The organism is Kibdelosporangium phytohabitans (genome assembly GCF_001302585.1).
In the GTDB taxonomy this organism is placed as follows: Bacteria; Actinomycetota; Actinomycetes; order Mycobacteriales; family Pseudonocardiaceae; genus Kibdelosporangium; species Kibdelosporangium phytohabitans.
On sequence record NZ_CP012752.1, the window covers coordinates 8,220,879 to 8,236,848 of the forward strand.

Consider the following 15,970-nt stretch of genomic DNA (forward strand, 5'->3'; position numbering starts at 1 on the left):
TCGTGAGTGTTTAGTCCGGTTCTAACCGGACTAAACACTCACGAGGTTGTCCTGGGTCAGCGGACGGGTTTGGTTCGTCCGTCCCATTCGGACTCGAGCAGTTCCGGGAGCAGGTCGGCGAGCTGCACGGGATAGACGGTGTCGGTGGTGGAGCGCAGATCTGCTGCGCTCCACCAGCGATGTTCGTCGATCGTGTCGAGCTCGATCCGGTTGAAGCCGGACGTATCCACTGTGGTCGTCGGCGTGGTCGCGACGAAGAACCACTCCTCGGCGTCGTAGCTGCGGCCGTCGAAGCTGAACACCGCGCGGCGCCGCCAGACCGGCCCGACCAGCTCCTTGTCGTCGAGTTCGATGCCGGTTTCCTCGTGCAGCTCGCGCAGCGCCGCGGCGCGGATGTCCTCGTCGGGTTCGACTCCGCCGCCGACGGTGAACCAGAACGTGTCGTCGGCGTCGCTGGGGTTGCCGCCGTGGAACAGCAGCACACGCCCGTCCTCGTCGAGGAGCAGCACACGCGCCGACGGCCGGGGAACGGGCGCGGCCTCGCCGTTGAGCTCCGGTTCGGCGATCTCGAAGTACTGCGGCTGCGGCGCGGTCCCCGCCAACTTGAGCCACCGGACGGTTCGGCGCCGGCGTTGCGAGAGCGTGTCCCGGACGGCGTCGTTGTGCACGCGTCGGGCGATCACCACGCGTTGTTCCGCGTCGACCAACTCGGCCACCAGCGCCAACGGGAGCCGCGCACGTTCGACGGCGGCCAGTTCACGGCTCAGTTCGTTCTCCGCGGCCTCGCGGTCCGATCGCGCCGCGTGCTCCGCGTGGTCGGCGATCTCACGGAGTTCGCCGTGCGCCGCGCCCGTCGCGGCCACGGTCCGTGCCACGACCGCGCGACGGTCGAGCGCGGCCTCCAACGCGGCCCATGCGGCGTCGGTGCGGATATGGAGCCTGTCCAGGCGGTTCGCCGTTGCCATCAGCCACACCACCAGGACCACCACCACCGGGATGGCGATCAGCAGCAGGGTGGTCATGGCGCCTCCGCAACGTGCCGTGGGTCGGCGGCGATCGCGGCCTCGTACACGCGCAGGACCTGACCGGCGATCACCGACCAGTCGAACGCCGCGACACGACGCGCGCCCTCGGCCGCCAGCGCGGCGCGCTGGGCCGGGTCCCGCAGCAAACCGTGCAGCGCCTGGGCCAACCGCGTCGAATCGCCCACCGGGGTCACCACGCCCGCTGTCGCGTCGTCGAGGACACGGCGGAACGCGTCGAGGTCGCTGGCCACCACGGGTGTGCCCGCGGCCATCGCCTCGAGCAGGATGATCCCGAAGCTCTCACCGCCGGTGTTCGGCGCGCAGTACACGTCGACGCTGCTCAGCGCCCGTGCTTTGGTCACGTCGTCGACCTGGCCGAGCAGGTCGATCCGGCCGGCCAGCTCAGGACCGGCCGCCCGCACGAGATCGTCGGTGTCGCCGCTGCCGACCACCAGCAGCCGCAGCCCCGGCAGGTCGGGCAGGAGCTGGCGCATCGCGGCCAGCAGAACCGGCATCCCCTTGCGCGGCTCGGTGAACCGGCCGACGAACCCGACGGTCGGCTCGGCGCGCGGATACCCGTCGAGCGGTTTCGCGTCGGCGAAGAACCCGACGTCCACGCCGTTGGGGATCTGCACCGCGTCGCCCCCGAGGTGCTCGACCTGGACGCGGCGGGCCAGCGCCGACACCGCGATCCGGGCGGTGATCTTCTCGAGGAACGGCTGGAGCACGATCTGGAACGCGTTCAGCGCGCGGGATCTCGTCGTGGACGTGTGGTACGTGGCCACGATCGGGCCTTCGGCGACCATGAGCGCCAGCAGCGAGAGGCTCGGCGCGATCGGCTCGTGCAGGTGCAGCACGTCGAAGTCGCGCTCCCGGATCCACCGCCGCACCCGCGCGTACGACACCGGCCCGAACGACAAGCGCGCGACCGACCCGTTGTACGGGATGCCGACCGCGCGACCGGCGGGGTGGACGAAGTCGGGCAGCGGCGTGTCCTCGTCGGCGGGCGCGAGCACGTCGACCTCGTGGCCCATCCCCCGCAGCGCCCTGGCCAGGTCGACCACGTGGGCCTGCACTCCGCCGGGGACCTCGAAGGAGTACGGGCACACGACACCGATCCTCATCGGCCGAGCGCTTCCCTGCGTGCGCCGGACAGGTCGGAGAGCCAGAGTTTCTGCAGCATGTGCCAGTCGGCCGGGTGTTCGGCGATGTCCTTGGCGTAGCCGTCGGCCAGCGCCTGGGTCGCGGCGGGCACGTCCGCGCGGGACTCGACCAGCTGCGGCGAATGGATCCGCAGGCCCCAGCCGCCGTCGGTGAACAGGTTGTCGGCCACGGCGAGGGTCGCGCCGGTGCTCGCGGCCAGCCGGGCCGGACCGGGCGGCATCCGGGTCTCCTCGCCGAAGAACGTGACCGGCACGCCGGAGCTGGTCAGGTCGCGGTCGGCGACCAGGCACACGACGCCGTTGTCCTTCAGGCGCTGGACCATGCCGCGGAACGGGCCGCTGCCACCGCCGGTCAAGGGGATGACGTCGAAACCCAGCGACCGCCGGTAGGCCAGGAACCGTTCCCACACCGACTCGGGCTTGAGCCGTTCCGCGACCGTGGTGAACTCGCCGTAGTTCTGGGCCAGCCAGATGCCGGAGACGTCGAAGTTGCCGGTGTGCGGCAGTGCGAGGACCAGGCCCTTGCCGCGCTCCTTGGCCGCGTCGACCACGTCACGGCCGATGACGACCGCGTCGACCTGGCGGGCGATCGCCCGGTGGTCCATGGTCGGCAGGCGGAAGACTTCTTTCCAGTACCGCGAGTACGACCGCATGCCCTGCCGGACGAGTTCGTCCAGTTCCGCGCTCGACGCACCGGGGACCACGCGCCGCAGGTTGCGCCGCAACTGCTGGGTACCGCCGCCGTTGCGCCGGGTGGCGAGGTCGGCACCGGCCCGGAACGCCGGACGCGCCACGAACTCCGGCAGGAGCTTCACCAGGCCCCACCCGGCGCCGTACGCGGCGTCCACCAGTCGTTCCTTCACGCGTTCGCCTCCTGCGCCCCCTGCCACACCGCGACCAGCCGCTGGATCACCGTCACCACCGACAGGACCGCGAGCAGCCACAACGCGACATGCAAGGCGTACGGCACACCCAGTCCGTACAGCCCCGTACCCACCAGTGTGATGATCAGGCGCTCCGCGCGCTCGACAATGCCGACATCCGCGGTCAGCCCGGTGGATTCCGCCCTGGCCTTCACGTACGAGATGACCTGACCGCTGACCAGGCAGATCAGCGCGGCGGCGCCCAGCAGGTGATTCTGCGCGACGGCCAGGCAGTACCAGGCGACGGCGGCGCCGAGGGTGCCGTCGGCGATGCGGTCACAACTGGAGTCCAGCACCGCGCCGAACTTGGTGCCGCTGCCGCCCTTGGCCCGCGCCATCGCGCCGTCGAGCAGGTCGAGCATGGCGAAGCCCCACACCACGAACGTGCCGGCGACGAGCTGGCCGCGCGGGAAGAACCAGACCGCGCCTGCGACCGCGCCGAGGGTGCCGATCACGGTCATCGCGTTGGGCGTCAGTCCGATTCGGACGAGCCATGCGCCCATCGGGTCGGTCACGCGGTTGACCGAGGCACGGGCGAAGATGTTCAGCATGGGATCTCGGCGGGCACCCTGATCGACTCGGTTAGCGGCACGGGGCAGCCTAACCGCTGGCGCCGCCGGTCAGAACTCGGCCTGCAGCTCCGCCTTGACGCTGTCGCACTGCGGGGACAGGCCGGACTTGATCGCGGCGGTGATCTCGTCGAGCTGCTCGAGCTGTTGCGGGGTCAGCACGTCGAACAGGTGCTCGCGGACAGTCGTGACGTGCCCGGGGGCGGCCCGCTCCAAGACCTTGAAGCCCTCGTCGGTCAGTTCGGCGAACTGGCCGCGTTTGTCGCTCTCACAGGCGCGCCTGCGCACCCAGCCCGCTTCCTCCAGCCGGGACACCGCGTGCGAGAGGCGGCTGCGAGACGAACGACACATCGCTGCCAGCTCGCTCATCCGCAGCGAGCGGCCGGGCATCTCGGACAGGACGGCGAGGATCTCGAAGTACGCGAGCGGCATGCCGGAGTCGCGCTGCATCTGCCGGTCGAGGTGCTCCATGAAGGAGCCGGTCGCGCCGAGGAAGCCGCGCCAGATCATCTGCTCGCGGGCGTCGAGCCACCGGACCTCTGTCATGACCTCATCGTACCTTATAGTTGAACTCTAAACTAAACCGCGCTAGGGTCTGGTTGAAGTTTCAACGAGCCCACGGAAAAGGATAGACATGAGCACCCCGACCATCAACATCCCTGGCTACATCACCGGCACGTGGACGATCGACCCGATCCACTCCGACGTGTCGTTCATCGTCCGTCACCTGGGTGTCTCCAAGGTCCGCGGCCAGTTCGGCACCTTCTCCGGCGAGATCGTGACAGCGGAGGACCCGCTGAAGTCGAGTGTCACCGCGACCATCGACGCGGGCTCGTTCCACAGCCGCCAGGAGCAGCGCGACAACCACGTGAAGTCCGAGGAGTTCCTGCACGTCGACGGCCACCCGGAGCTGACCTTCGTGTCGACGGGCGTGCGCCACGACGGCGAGGAGTTCCTGCTCGACGGCGACCTGACCATCCGCGGCGTGACCAAGGCCGTCACCCTCAACCTGGAGCTCAACGGCTTCGGCCAGGGCCCGGACGGTTCCCCGGTCGTCGGCATCTCCGCGTCGACGGAGATCAACCGCAAGGACTTCGGCGTGCACGGCGGTGCCGCCGGTGCTCTCGTCGGCGAGAAGATCCAGGTCGCTCTGGAGATCGAGGCCAAGAAGGCTTCTTGAGGGTTCTTCGCATACGGGACAAATTGCGTGCCAACGCAAGTTATGCACCGACAGCCAGGTCTTCGGCTCTTCGCTCCGGGCCTGGCTGTTTTGGTTTGTCGAACTTTTTCACGGGTCTTCCCCTCGCCTGGGGGCTGACCTCTGGGCAGGAGTCCGTGGGTGGCGTTGCTACCTGGATTTCTCCGGAGATTCCGGGGTTGTGGGTCGTGGGTACCTCCTGCCCGCTTCTGCGCCTGCGCGCCGCTGCCTGCTCTGCGCCAGCCCCTGGATCGATGCGGGTTGCTTCGCGCCAACCGGTTGCGGGTTGCGCCGCGCGTGAGACACCTGCTCCGGGAGTGGGGGGCAGCCCGAAAAGCCCCGAAAACCCAAGAGCGGCGCCGATTTCACAAGGGGTAGGGGCGCCCATACGCTTGTCCGGGCGAGGAGAGCCCCGCGGGCCTGCGAGACTGCGAGACTGCGAGACTGCTTGAGCATGCCCCACTGGGCGCGGGGCTCCGCCTTTGCGGCTCTCCTTGGGCGGCCCAGGGCCCCATGTCAAATCGGCGCCGCCCCGACCCACCAAGAGCCCACGATCACAAGCGCGCGCAAAGCCGAGCTCACGACTTCCAAGCGTCAGCCAGCAGCTGACGAGTCTCGGCAAGCAACTGCGGAAGCACCTTCGTGTGACCGATCACCGGCATGAAGTTGGCATCTCCGCCCCACCGCGGCACCAGGTGCTGGTGCAGGTGTGCCGCGATACCCGCTCCTGCGATCACACCCTGGTTCATCCCGATGTTGAACCCGTGCGGCGCGGCGACCGTGCGGCCAACCCGCATCGCGCGCTGAGTGAACTCGGCAAGCTCGAGTGTTTCCTGGACCGTCAGCTCGGTGTAGTCCGCGACATGGCGGTACGGCACGACCATCAGGTGCCCGGGGTTGTACGGGTACAGATTCAGCAGCGCGTACACCAGTTCGCCACGCGCGATGATCAACGCGTCGGCGTCGTCGAGTTCGACCACGCGGCAGAACGGGCAGCCGTCCGCCTGGTCGTGATCCGGCTTGTTCTCGCCTTTGATGTACGCCATCCGGTGGGGCGTCCACAGGCGTTGCAGGGCGTCGGGCTCGCCGACGCCCTGCTGCTCGACCAGTTCCGGATCGGTCGCCGCTTTGGGATCTGTCACAGCGTTGCCTGGACGGTTTCGGCCGTCGGCGAGCTGTTCTCGCGCCGCTCGATCCACGCCGTCACGGTTTCCACCGCGCGGTCGACCGGGACGCCGTTGATCTGCGTGCCGTCGCGGAAGCGGAACGACACCGCGCCTGCTTCCACGTCCTTGCCGCCTGCCAGCAGCATGAACGGCACCTTCTGCATCGTGTGGTTGCGGATCTTCTTCTGCATCCGGTCGTCGGAGAAGTCCAGCTCCACCCGGATTCCCTTGGCGCGCAGGGCCTTCTCCACCTGCTTGAGGTGGTCCGCGTGCTCGTCCGCGATCGGGATCCCCACCACCTGCACCGGCGCCAGCCACGCCGGGAACGCGCCCGCGTAGTGCTCGGTCAGCACGCCGAAGAAGCGCTCGATCGAGCCGAACAGCGCGCGGTGGATCATCACGGGCCGCTGCCGCGAACCGTCCGGGCCGGTGTACTCCAGCTCGAAGCGCTCCGGCAGGTTGAAGTCCAGCTGGATCGTGGACATCTGCCAGGTCCTGCCCAGCGCGTCACGGGCCTGCACGGAGATCTTCGGGCCGTAGAACGCCGCGCCGCCCGGGTCCGGCACCAGTTCGAGCCCCGACTCCTCGGCAACCGACCGCAACGTCTCGGTCGCCTGCTCCCAGATCTCGTCCGAGCCGACGTACTTCTCCTCGTTCTTCGTGGACAGTTCGAGGTAGAAGTCGTCCAAACCGTAGTCGCGCAACAGGTTCAACACGAACGTCAGCAGTGACTTCAGCTCGTCGCGGACCTGGTCGGGCGTGCAGAAGATGTGCGCGTCGTCCTGCGTCATGCCGCGCACGCGGGTCAGGCCGTGCACCACGCCGGACTTCTCGTAGCGGTACACCGAGCCGAACTCGAACATCCGCAACGGCAGCTCGCGGTACGAACGCCCGCGCGACCGGAAGATCAGGTCGTGGAACGGGCAGTTCATCGGCTTGAGGTAGTAGTCCTGACCCGGTTTGCGGACCGTGCCGTCCTCGTTGAGCTCGGCGTCCAGGTGCATCGCCGGGTACATGCCGTCGCGGTACCAGTCCAGGTGCCCGGAGACCTCGAACAGCGCGCCCTTGGTGATGTGCGGCGAGTAGACGAAGTCGTAGCCCTCTTCGACGTGACGGCGGCGTGAGTAGTCCTCCATCGCCATCCGCACGATGCCGCCCTTGGGGTGGAACACCGCCAGCCCGGAGCCGATCTCGTCGGGGAAGCTGAACAGGTCCAGCTCGTTGCCCAGCTTGCGGTGGTCGCGCTTCTCCGCCTCCGCGAGCATCTCCAGGTAGTGCTCCTGGGCCTCCGAGGACTCCCACGCGGTGCCGTAGATCCGCTGCAGCTGCGGGTTCTTCTCGCTGCCACGCCAGTACGCCGCCGCCGAGCGGGTCAGCTTGAACGCCGGGATGAACTTCGTGGTCGGCACGTGCGGGCCGCGGCACAGGTCACCCCAGACCTTGTCGCCCGAGCGCGGGTCGAGGTTGTCGTAGATCGTCAGCTCGCCGCCGCCGACCTCCATCACCTCACTGGTGTCCACATCGGACTTGATGTCCACCAGTTCCAGCTTGTACGGCTCCGCCTTCAGCTCGTCCTTGGCCGCGTCGACCGACTCGACCACGCGCCGGGAGAACCGCTGCGCGCCCTTGATGATCTGCTTCATGCGCTTCTCTAGCGCCTGCAGGTCCTCCGGGGTGAACGGCTTCTCGACGTCGAAGTCGTAGTAGAAGCCGTCCTTGATGAACGGGCCGATGCCGAGCTTGGCGTCCGGGAACATCTGCTGCACGGCCTGGGCCAGCACGTGCGCGGTCGAGTGCCGGATCACCGAGCGGCCGTCGTCGGTGTTCGCCGCGACCGCCTCCACCTCGACGTCGGCTTCCGGCGCCCACGACAGGTCGCGGAGCTTGCCATCCGGGTCACGCACCACCACGATGGCGTCGGGGCCCTTGGTTGGCAGCTCTGCCTCCCGCACGGCGGTGCTCGCCGTAGTCCCTGCCGGTACCACCACGCGCTTGGCGGGTGCGGCCTGGACGGCGGGAGACTGGGACACGGTCTTACTCCTTCACGACGGTTGCGCCGGTTCGACCGGCATGGGATCGAATGGTATCGAGTGGCCGACCAGCCTGTTCTCCCCTGGGTCGCCCGGGGCCGGACCGCGCCGTTACCGATTCGACAGCTGCCGCACAGCTGACGCACAGTAACCCGGGTGAGCATGGAGTCGTCATCGATTTTCCGCACGTGACGGGGAGCAGACCAGTGCCTGACGAACCCACCACCCCGAGCCGGCCGCCGACACCGGGCAAACCCGGCGCGCAGCCCGAAGCCCTGGCTCAGGCCACCACGCCGCTCGACCCACCGGCGGCGGCACGGCCCGAAGCGCCCCCGCAGGCCGACCAGACAGCCGCGCACGGTGCCGAGGCACCACCGCCTCCCCCGCCGCCACCGCCGCCTCCGGTGGCCGCACGCACACCGGGCGGGTTCGGCCGGTTCGTCCGGCACCGCGCCACGCAGATCGTCGCCGCGGGACTGGCCGGGCTGGTCATCGGCGGCGGAGTGGTCGCACTGGTCGACCGGGACGGCCCGCGCGGCCGTGACAACTACGGCTACCACGGGCGGTTCGACGACCGCGGCCCGCGCGGCGGCGGCCCCTACTGGGACCGGCCGGACCGCGACTTCCGCGACGGCCCCGGCCCGCGCGCACCGCGACCGGCGCCGAACCCGCCGGCCGCGCCGACGACTCCGAGCACACCGCCGACCACCGGCTGACCGGCGTCAGGGCGTGCCCATGGCCCTCATCTGACCGATTTCCTTCTGCTGGGACACGACCACGTCCTGCGCCATCTCCTCGACGAAGACGTCCGAGCCGGTCTGCAGCACGTCCGTGGCCATCACGACCGCGCCCTCGTGGTGCGCGGTCATCAACTGCAGGAACAGCTTGTCGAACTCCGGACCGCTGGCCGCCCGCAACGCGGCGAGTTGTTCGGGGCTCGCCATGCCCCGCATCTGCTCGTGGCTGTCGTGCGCCGGGCCGCCGCCGTTCTTGGTCAGCCACGCCTCCATCGACTTGATGTCCGGCCCCTGCGTGTCGGCGATCCGGCTGGCGAACGACTTCAGCGTCGGGTTCGCACCCCGTTGCGGCACGAGGCTCGTCATCTCCAGCGCCTGCCGGTGGTGTTTGATCATCATCCGGACGTAGCGGAAGTCGGTGTCGTTGGGCTCGTCCTTCGCCGCGGCCCGCGGTGCCGCACCCGGCGCCAGCGTCTTCGCGTCCTCACCCGGCCTGCCCGGCACGATCACTCCCGGCGAGTCCGGTTCCGGCTTCGGCTCCTCGGTGCAGCCGGACAGCGTGACACCGGCGACGACCACGATCAGACCAACCACCCAGACTCGCCTCACAGTGTGTAAAAGTACCTCACGGAAGAAACAGCGGTTTCCTACTTTCGGATGCTTTCCGCAGCTAAATGGTCACGGAATACTGGCCGCACCCGGCGTATGCGGCGACGGGTGAGAGGAGCACGCAATGGGGGCTAAGGGCAGATCGCTCGCGCTGCTCGGTGCCGTCGCGGTGGCAATCCCGATGGTGATCGGCACGCCAGCGGCAGCAGCCGATCAGAACGGCATCCCCGGCATCGACGAAATCCGCCACAGCTGGAACATCCGGCAACTGGCGAGCCTGCCCAAGCAGGCACCGTTCAACACCCCGGATTCGCTGAACACGGATCTCGCGTTCAGCGGCGACAAGGCGATCGTCGGCAACTACAACGGGTTCACGATCTACGACATCAGCAACCCGCGCAAACCCAAGCTGGTCAGCCAGGTGTCCTGCCCCGGCAGCCAGAACGACGTCTCCGTGTCCGGCAACCTGGTCTTCCTGTCGACGGACTCGTCCCGCAGCGACGACTCCTGCAACAGCGTGTCGAAACCCGCGTCCGAGAAGGACGCGTGGGAAGGCATCAAGATCTTCGACATCAGCAACGTCAAAGCGCCGAAGTACATCGCGGCTGTGGAGACCAACTGCGGGTCGCACACCCACACGCTGGTGCCGGACAACAAGTCCAAGGACCTCTACCTCTACGTCTCGTCCTACGGCCCACGCGCGGAGTTCCCCGACTGCGCCCCGCCGCACGACCTGATCTCGATCATCAAGGTCCCCGCGCGCAACCCCGCGGCCGCGGCGATCGTGGCCAAGCCGGTGCTGTTCCCGGACGGCGGCAACCCCGGTGTCGGCGGCACGTTCCCCGACAAGATCGTCTCGGCGACCTCGGGCTGCCACGACATCACCGTCTACCCCTCGAAGGACCTCGCGGCCGGCGCCTGCATGGGTGACGGCATCCTGTTCGACATCAAGAACCGCGAGAAGCCACGCGTCATCAACCAGGTGCGCGACAACGAGCACTTCGCGTTCTGGCACTCGGCGACGTTCAACAACGAGGGCACCAAGGTCGTCTTCACCGACGAGCTCGGCGGCGGCGGCCGGGCCACCTGCAACGAGCAGATCGGCCCGCAGCGCGGCGCGGACGGCGTCTACGACATCACCGGCCGCGGCGACAACCGCAAGCTGGTGTTCCGCAGCTACTTCAAGATCCCCCGCCCCAACGCCGAGAGCGAGGTGTGCGTCGCGCACAACGGCTCGCTGATCCCGGTCCTCGGCCGCGACATCATGGTCCAGGCCTGGTACCAGGGCGGGATCTCGGTGTGGGACTTCACCGACTCGGCCCGCCCGAAGGAGATCGGCTACTGGGAACGCGGCCCGGTCTCCGACACCCTGACCACCGCGGGACCGTGGTCGACGTACTACTACAACGGGCACATCTACTCCTCGGACATCGAGAAGGGCTTCGAGGTCCTCGAGATCATCGACCCGAGGGTGCTCAGCGCGAAGTTCGTCAAGATGAAGGAGCTGAACGCGCAGACGCAGGGTCACTTCTGGTGATCGAGCGGCACAGCTGACCCGACCGGACCCGGTGCGACCCGTTCGCACCGGGTTCGTTCTTCTTGTCCGTGTTCGGGCTCATCCCCTAGGGGCACCGCGCCGTATTCCAGGGACGGTGCCGGATGCCGCAGGCACGCGGTATCCGTAATGTCTCGGCACGTGAACCTGATCGAGACCGAGTCACTGGAGAAAAGGTACGGCGGCACGGTCACCGCGCTGGCCGACCTGACCGTGACCATTGAGCCGGGCATCGTGGGGCTGGTCGGCGCCAACGGAGCGGGCAAGAGCACGCTCATCAAACTGTCGCTCGGACTGCTCGAGCCGACCGGCGGCAAGATCCGGGTACTGGGGCTGGATCCGCTGACCGACGGCAACGCGATCCGCGCACGCGTCGGCTACATGCCGGAACACGACTGCCTTCCGCCGGACGTGTCGGCGGCCGAGTTCGTCACGCACATGGGACGCGTCAGCGGCCTCCCCGCCGCCGCGGCCCGTGAACGGGCCTCGGAAACCCTGCGCCACGTCGGCCTCTACGAAGAGCGCTACCGCCAGATCGGCGGCTACTCCACCGGCATGAAGCAGCGGGTGAAACTCGCCCAGGCGCTCGTGCACGACCCGGAGCTGCTGCTGCTCGACGAACCGACCAACGGCCTCGATCCCGAGGGCCGCAGAGCGATGCTCGGCCTGGTGCACCGGATCGGCAGCGAGTTCGGCATCTCCGTGGTCGTCTGCTCGCACCTGCTCGGCGAGATCGAACGGATCTGCACCTCGCTCGTGGCCATCGAGAGCGGCAGGCTACTGCGGTCGGCGACGCTGTCGTCGATGACCCAGCACAGCGACATCCTGATGATCGAGGTGGACGACGGCGAGGACGCGCTGTCCGAGCGGCTCTCCGGCGACGGGCTCGCGGTGCGCCGCAAGGACCGGGTGCTGATGGTGACCCTCAACGGCGACAACACCTTCGACATGATCAGGGACGCGGTCGCCGACCTCGACCTGTCGCTGCACCGGCTCGAACAACACCGCCACCAGGTGGCCGACCTGTTCCGGGAGGAAGCCAGCCATGTCTGAGGCCGGTGTTATCCATGACATCGGATACCAGCGGTACGAAGGCCCACGCCTCGGCCGCCGGTACTCCATGTGGTCCATCTACGTGCACAGCGTGCGCAGCGCGTTCGGCATCGGCCGGACCGCGAAGGCGAAACTCCTGCCGGTGACCATGTTCACGCTGGCGTGCCTGGCATCGCTGATCGTCGTCGTGATCAGCAGCCAGCTGCCGGAGCCGATCCTGTCGTACGTCGGCCTCGTGTCGACGTTCTCCTACGGCATCACGGCGTTCGCCGCGATCACCGCGCCGGAACTGGCGTCCCGCGATCTGCGCAACAGCCTGCTGCCGCTGTACTTCTCCCGGCCACCGCACCGGACGGACTACGCGCTGGCCAAGTTCGGCGCGTTGATGTCCAGCGTGTTCATCATGTACGCGGGCCCGCTGCTGATCATGTTCATCGGGATGGCGTTCAGCTCCGGCAGCATCGGCGACGTGTTCGGCGAGCTCGGCGACCTCATGCCGGGGCTCGCCTCCGGGTTGATCCACTCGATCGTGGTCGCGGCGATCGCGTTGCCGTTGGCGTCGCTGACCGGCAGGCGCGTGTTCGCCACCGGCCTGATCATCGCGGTGTTCCTGCTCAGCGCCCCGATCTCCGGCGCGCTGCAGTCCTTCAGCCGCGGCGACGCCGCCTACCTCGCCGGTCTGCTCAACCCGGTGAACCTGCTCAACGGCGTCGACGAGTGGCTGTTCGACACCGGCGGCGCCGAGGTGACGCTGATCGGCCGGTTCGGCCCCATCTACGGCGTCGCGGCGCTCCTGCTCGCCGTGCTCGGCACCGCGTTGCTGATGTGGCGCTACAAGAAGGTGAAGTCATGACCGCCATCGACACCGAACCCAGGACGTCCACAGTGAAGACTTCAGCGGTGGAACTCACCGGTGTATCGCACTGGTACGGCAACGTCGTCGCGGTCAACGACGTGACGCTGACTGTCGGCCCCGGCGTGACCGGCCTGCTGGGCCCCAACGGCGCGGGCAAGACCACCGTGCTGCACATGATGGCCGGTTTCCTCCCACCGTCACAGGGAACCGTGACCGTCGGCGGGAACCCGTCGTGGCGAAACCCCGACGTGTACAAGGAACTGGGCCTGGTGACCGAACGCGAAAGCGTGCCGGGTCACCTGACCGCACAGGAATTCGTGTACGCCAGCGCGAAGCTGCACGGATTGAAGGACGCGGCGGGCGCGACGGCGAAGGCGATCGGCATCGTCGAGATGAACGACGCCAAGGACCGCCGGATCTCCACGTACTCCAAGGGAATGCGCCAGCGGACACGGGTCGCCGCCGCACTCGTGCACGACCCGTCCGTGCTGCTGCTGGACGAGCCGTTCAACGGCATGGACCCGCGGCAGCGGCTGCACATGATGGAGCTGCTGCACAAGATGGCCGAGCAGGGCCGCACGATCCTGTTCAGCTCGCACATCCTGGAAGAGGTCGAGCAGCTTTCCGGCACAGTGCAGGTGATCGTGGCGGGCCGCTTGGCCGCGTCCGGCGACTACCGGCACATCAGGCGGCTGATGACCAACCGGCCGCACGTGTTCACCATCCAGTCCTCCGACGACCGCGCGCTCGCCGCGGCGCTGATGGAACTGGAGTCGGTGTCCGGTGTGGAGCTGGAGCCGTCGGGCCTCCAGGTCCGCGCGAACGACTACGGCACGTTCACCCGCACGCTGACGAAGGTCGCGCGGGACAAGGACATCCGGCTGACCGCGGTGCTGCCGTCCGACGAGTCCCTCGAAAACGTCTTCTCCTACCTGGTGGCATCTTGACATCCTCCCTGCCCTGAAGAGCGGGGGTTCCCTTGGTCGCCCTTGGGTTTTCCTGCTTCACCGTCGACTGCCCCGAACGGAGGTTGCCCCGTTGAGGTCTTACACCGTCTCCACAGGCTGTCACCGCCAGCCCGGCGGCCAGGATGTTACGCGCCGCGTTGACGTCACGGTCGTGGGTGGCACCGCAGTGGCACGTCCACGACCGCACGTTCAGCGGCATCCGTTCAACGCGGGCACCGCACGCCGAGCAAAGTTGGGACGAGGGAAACCAGCGGTCCACCACCACCAGGTCACGCCCGTGCCATTCGGCTTTGCATTCCAGCAGGCTGCGGAACTCTCGCCAGGCCGCGTCGCTGATGGCGCGGGCCGGACTGTGGTTCTTGACCATGTTGCGCACGGTCAGGTCCTCGATCACGATCGTTTGGTTCTCACGAACGAGCCGAGTGGTCAGCTTGTGCAGGTAGTCGCGGCGGCGGTCGGTGATCCGGGCGTACACACGGGCGACCTTGCGGCAGGCCTTGGCCCGATTCGCCGCCCCCTTCACTTTCGTCGCCAAGGAGCGTTGGGCACGGGCCGGCCGCGCGCGGTCGGCCCGCTCGTGCCGGGGGTTGGCGATCTTCTCCCCGGTGGACAGGATCATCGGAGAGCCGAGCCCGGCGTCGACACCGATCGCACCCGACGCTGGGGCTTGCTCAATCACGTCGCCGCACAGCAGGGACACGAACCAGCGGCCAGCCGCGTCCTGCGACACTGTCACCGTCGACGGGGACGCGCCCTCAGGCAACGGCTGCGACCACACAATCGCCAGCGGCTGTCCCATCTTGGCCAGCGTCAGCGTGCCGTCACGCCAACGGATCGCGCTGGCGGTGTACTCCGCCGAGCGCCGCGATCTCTTCTTGCTCTTGAACACCGGATACCGGGCACGTTTGCCCCAGAAGTTGGTGAACGCGGCCTGCAAGTGCCGCAGCGCCTGCTGCAGCGGCACCGACGAGACCTCGTTGAGGAAAGCCAGTTCCTCGGTCTTCCTCCATCCGGTCAGCAGGGCGCTGGTGGTGTTGTAGCTGACCCGTTCCTGCCGCAGCGTCCATGCCTCGACACGGGCCTGCAGTGCCATGTTGCAGACGAGCCGGGCACACCCGAACGTCCGGGCAAACTCGGCGGACTGCTCCGGGGTTGGGTAGAAGCGGTATTCGAACGCCCGCTTCACAACCTCGGCCACGGTTCACAACCTAGCGGACTAGCCAGTGAACCTGGCCGTGACACAACGATGGGCGCCGATCCGCCGTGGAGGCGGACCGGCTTTGCCCGCCCTGCTCCGCAGACGTCCCGTTTCCTCTTCGGCCTGGAGCCCGGAGCATTCACAGAAGGAATCCGATGAACCTCACGATCGCCGGTCTGACCGCACGGGCCCTGCTGGGCAGGCGGCGGATCCTGTTGCTGCTGCCGATGCCTGTCCTGCTGATCGGCCTCACCCTGCTCGCCAGCGCCTCACCGGCCCAGCCGGACGAGTGGGCGCCGATCGTGCTGGGGCAACTGGGGCTCGGTGTGATCCTGCCGCTGACGGCGCTGATCGTCGGCAGCAGCGTGCTCGGCCTCGAGATCGAGGACGGCACGATCACCCACATCCTGGCCAAACCGGTGCCGCGCAGCGAGATCATCGTGGCCAAGCTGGTCGTCGCGTGGGCGGTGACGACGGTGACGACCGTGATCCCGCTGGCCATCGCGGGCGTGATCGCCGACTCGGGCGCGCTGGGCGTCGGCCTCGCGCTGGGCTCGGCGGTGGGCGCGCTCGCGTACACGGCGTTCTTCCTGGCACTGAGCCTCATGTCCCGCCGCCCGGTGGCGATCGGCCTGATCTACATCATGCTGTGGGAGAACCTGTTGGTGCAGTTCGTGTCCGGTGCGCGGACGCTGAGCATCCAGCAGTACTCGCTCACCCTGGCCGACGGTCTCGCGGGCAACACCACGGTGCTCAACTCGAACCTGTCCACTGTGACCGCCGCGATCCTGGCCGCCGCCTTCGTCGCGCTCGGCACGGTCATCGCCACCCAACGGCTCCGTTCGTTCGCGCTCACCGGCGAGACGAGCTGACCTCATGGGGGTTGTCCCCCACTGGCTGACCGGGTGGTTTCCGACCAC

Annotated in this window: 16 protein-coding genes; 7 read left to right on the forward strand and 9 right to left on the reverse strand. The window is 68.2% G+C overall.

Features of this window, described 5'->3' with window-relative positions:
• Positions 1-56: 56 nt before the first annotated feature.
• The 5 genes from AOZ06_RS37110 to AOZ06_RS37130 form a co-directional block, all read right to left on the reverse strand.
• Positions 57-1,022: an NUDIX hydrolase gene (locus AOZ06_RS37110; protein ID WP_054293645.1), complete on the reverse strand. Its 966-nt coding sequence runs from the start codon at positions 1,020-1,022 to the stop codon at positions 57-59.
• The gene (locus AOZ06_RS37115) at positions 1,019-2,149 is read right to left on the reverse strand and encodes a glycosyltransferase family 4 protein (protein WP_054293646.1); all 1,131 of its coding nucleotides are present in this window, start codon (positions 2,147-2,149) and stop codon (positions 1,019-1,021) included. The genes AOZ06_RS37110 and AOZ06_RS37115 overlap by 4 nt, the downstream gene beginning before the upstream one ends.
• Positions 2,146-3,051 carry a phosphatidylinositol mannoside acyltransferase gene (locus AOZ06_RS37120; protein WP_054293647.1) on the reverse strand — a complete coding sequence of 302 codons (906 nt, stop codon included), beginning with the start codon at positions 3,049-3,051 and terminating at the stop codon, positions 2,146-2,148. Before AOZ06_RS37120 ends, AOZ06_RS37115 begins: the two co-directional genes overlap by 4 nt.
• Positions 3,048-3,662, reverse strand: coding sequence for a phosphatidylinositol phosphate synthase (gene pgsA / locus AOZ06_RS37125; protein ID WP_054293648.1), 615 nt, complete (start codon positions 3,660-3,662; stop codon positions 3,048-3,050). Before pgsA ends, AOZ06_RS37120 begins: the two co-directional genes overlap by 4 nt.
• A gap of 69 nt (positions 3,663-3,731) precedes the next feature.
• Positions 3,732-4,226 (reverse strand): MarR family winged helix-turn-helix transcriptional regulator, encoded by a 495-nt coding sequence (locus tag AOZ06_RS37130; RefSeq protein WP_054293649.1) that lies wholly within the window; start codon positions 4,224-4,226, stop codon positions 3,732-3,734.
• Positions 4,227-4,314: 88 nt separating this feature from the next.
• Here AOZ06_RS37130 and AOZ06_RS37135 point away from each other — a divergent pair, with 88 nt between their 5' ends.
• The gene (locus AOZ06_RS37135) at positions 4,315-4,860 is read left to right on the forward strand and encodes a YceI family protein (protein WP_054293650.1); all 546 of its coding nucleotides are present in this window, start codon (positions 4,315-4,317) and stop codon (positions 4,858-4,860) included.
• A 596-nt stretch (positions 4,861-5,456) separates the two neighbouring features.
• Here the strand turns inward: AOZ06_RS37135 and AOZ06_RS37140 are convergent.
• Positions 5,457-6,020, reverse strand: a complete 564-nt coding sequence (locus AOZ06_RS37140; RefSeq protein WP_054293651.1) for an HIT family protein — start codon at positions 6,018-6,020, stop codon at positions 5,457-5,459.
• Positions 6,017-8,032, reverse strand: a complete 2,016-nt coding sequence (gene thrS, locus AOZ06_RS37145; protein WP_054297198.1) for a threonine--tRNA ligase — start codon at positions 8,030-8,032, stop codon at positions 6,017-6,019. Before thrS ends, AOZ06_RS37140 begins: the two co-directional genes overlap by 4 nt.
• 248 nt (positions 8,033-8,280) lie before the next feature.
• Here thrS and AOZ06_RS37150 point away from each other — a divergent pair, with 248 nt between their 5' ends.
• Positions 8,281-8,790, forward strand: coding sequence for a hypothetical protein (locus tag AOZ06_RS37150; protein ID WP_054293652.1), 510 nt, complete (start codon positions 8,281-8,283; stop codon positions 8,788-8,790).
• Between the two features lie 6 nt (positions 8,791-8,796).
• Here the strand turns inward: AOZ06_RS37150 and AOZ06_RS37155 are convergent, their stop codons facing one another.
• Positions 8,797-9,420 (reverse strand): DUF305 domain-containing protein, encoded by a 624-nt coding sequence (locus tag AOZ06_RS37155; protein WP_054293653.1) that lies wholly within the window; start codon positions 9,418-9,420, stop codon positions 8,797-8,799.
• Positions 9,421-9,544: 124 nt separating this feature from the next.
• Between AOZ06_RS37155 and AOZ06_RS37160 the strand changes: the two genes are divergently transcribed.
• From AOZ06_RS37160 to AOZ06_RS37175, 4 genes are all read left to right on the forward strand, one after another.
• Entirely contained in the window at positions 9,545-10,957 is a 1,413-nt protein-coding gene (locus AOZ06_RS37160) for an LVIVD repeat-containing protein (protein WP_054293654.1), read from the forward strand.
• 159 nt (positions 10,958-11,116) lie between these two features.
• A complete protein-coding gene (locus tag AOZ06_RS37165) occupies positions 11,117-12,028 on the forward strand; it encodes an ABC transporter ATP-binding protein (protein WP_054293655.1) in 912 nt (303 codons plus the stop codon).
• Positions 12,021-12,881 (forward strand): ABC transporter permease, encoded by an 861-nt coding sequence (locus AOZ06_RS37170; RefSeq protein ID WP_054293656.1) that lies wholly within the window; start codon positions 12,021-12,023, stop codon positions 12,879-12,881. Before AOZ06_RS37165 ends, AOZ06_RS37170 begins: the two co-directional genes overlap by 8 nt.
• Complete coding sequence (locus AOZ06_RS37175; RefSeq protein ID WP_054293657.1) at positions 12,878-13,831, forward strand: ABC transporter ATP-binding protein; 954 nt, start codon at positions 12,878-12,880, stop codon at positions 13,829-13,831. Before AOZ06_RS37170 ends, AOZ06_RS37175 begins: the two co-directional genes overlap by 4 nt.
• Here AOZ06_RS37175 and AOZ06_RS54965 read toward each other — a convergent pair.
• Entirely contained in the window at positions 13,722-15,050 is a 1,329-nt protein-coding gene (locus tag AOZ06_RS54965) for an RNA-guided endonuclease InsQ/TnpB family protein (RefSeq protein ID WP_236951864.1), read from the reverse strand. The two genes, AOZ06_RS37175 and AOZ06_RS54965, sit on opposite strands and share 110 nt — an antisense overlap.
• A 155-nt stretch (positions 15,051-15,205) precedes the next feature.
• Between AOZ06_RS54965 and AOZ06_RS37185 the strand changes: the two genes are divergently transcribed.
• A complete protein-coding gene (locus tag AOZ06_RS37185) occupies positions 15,206-15,922 on the forward strand; it encodes an ABC transporter permease (protein WP_054293659.1) in 717 nt (238 codons plus the stop codon).
• Positions 15,923-15,970 lie beyond the last annotated feature (48 nt).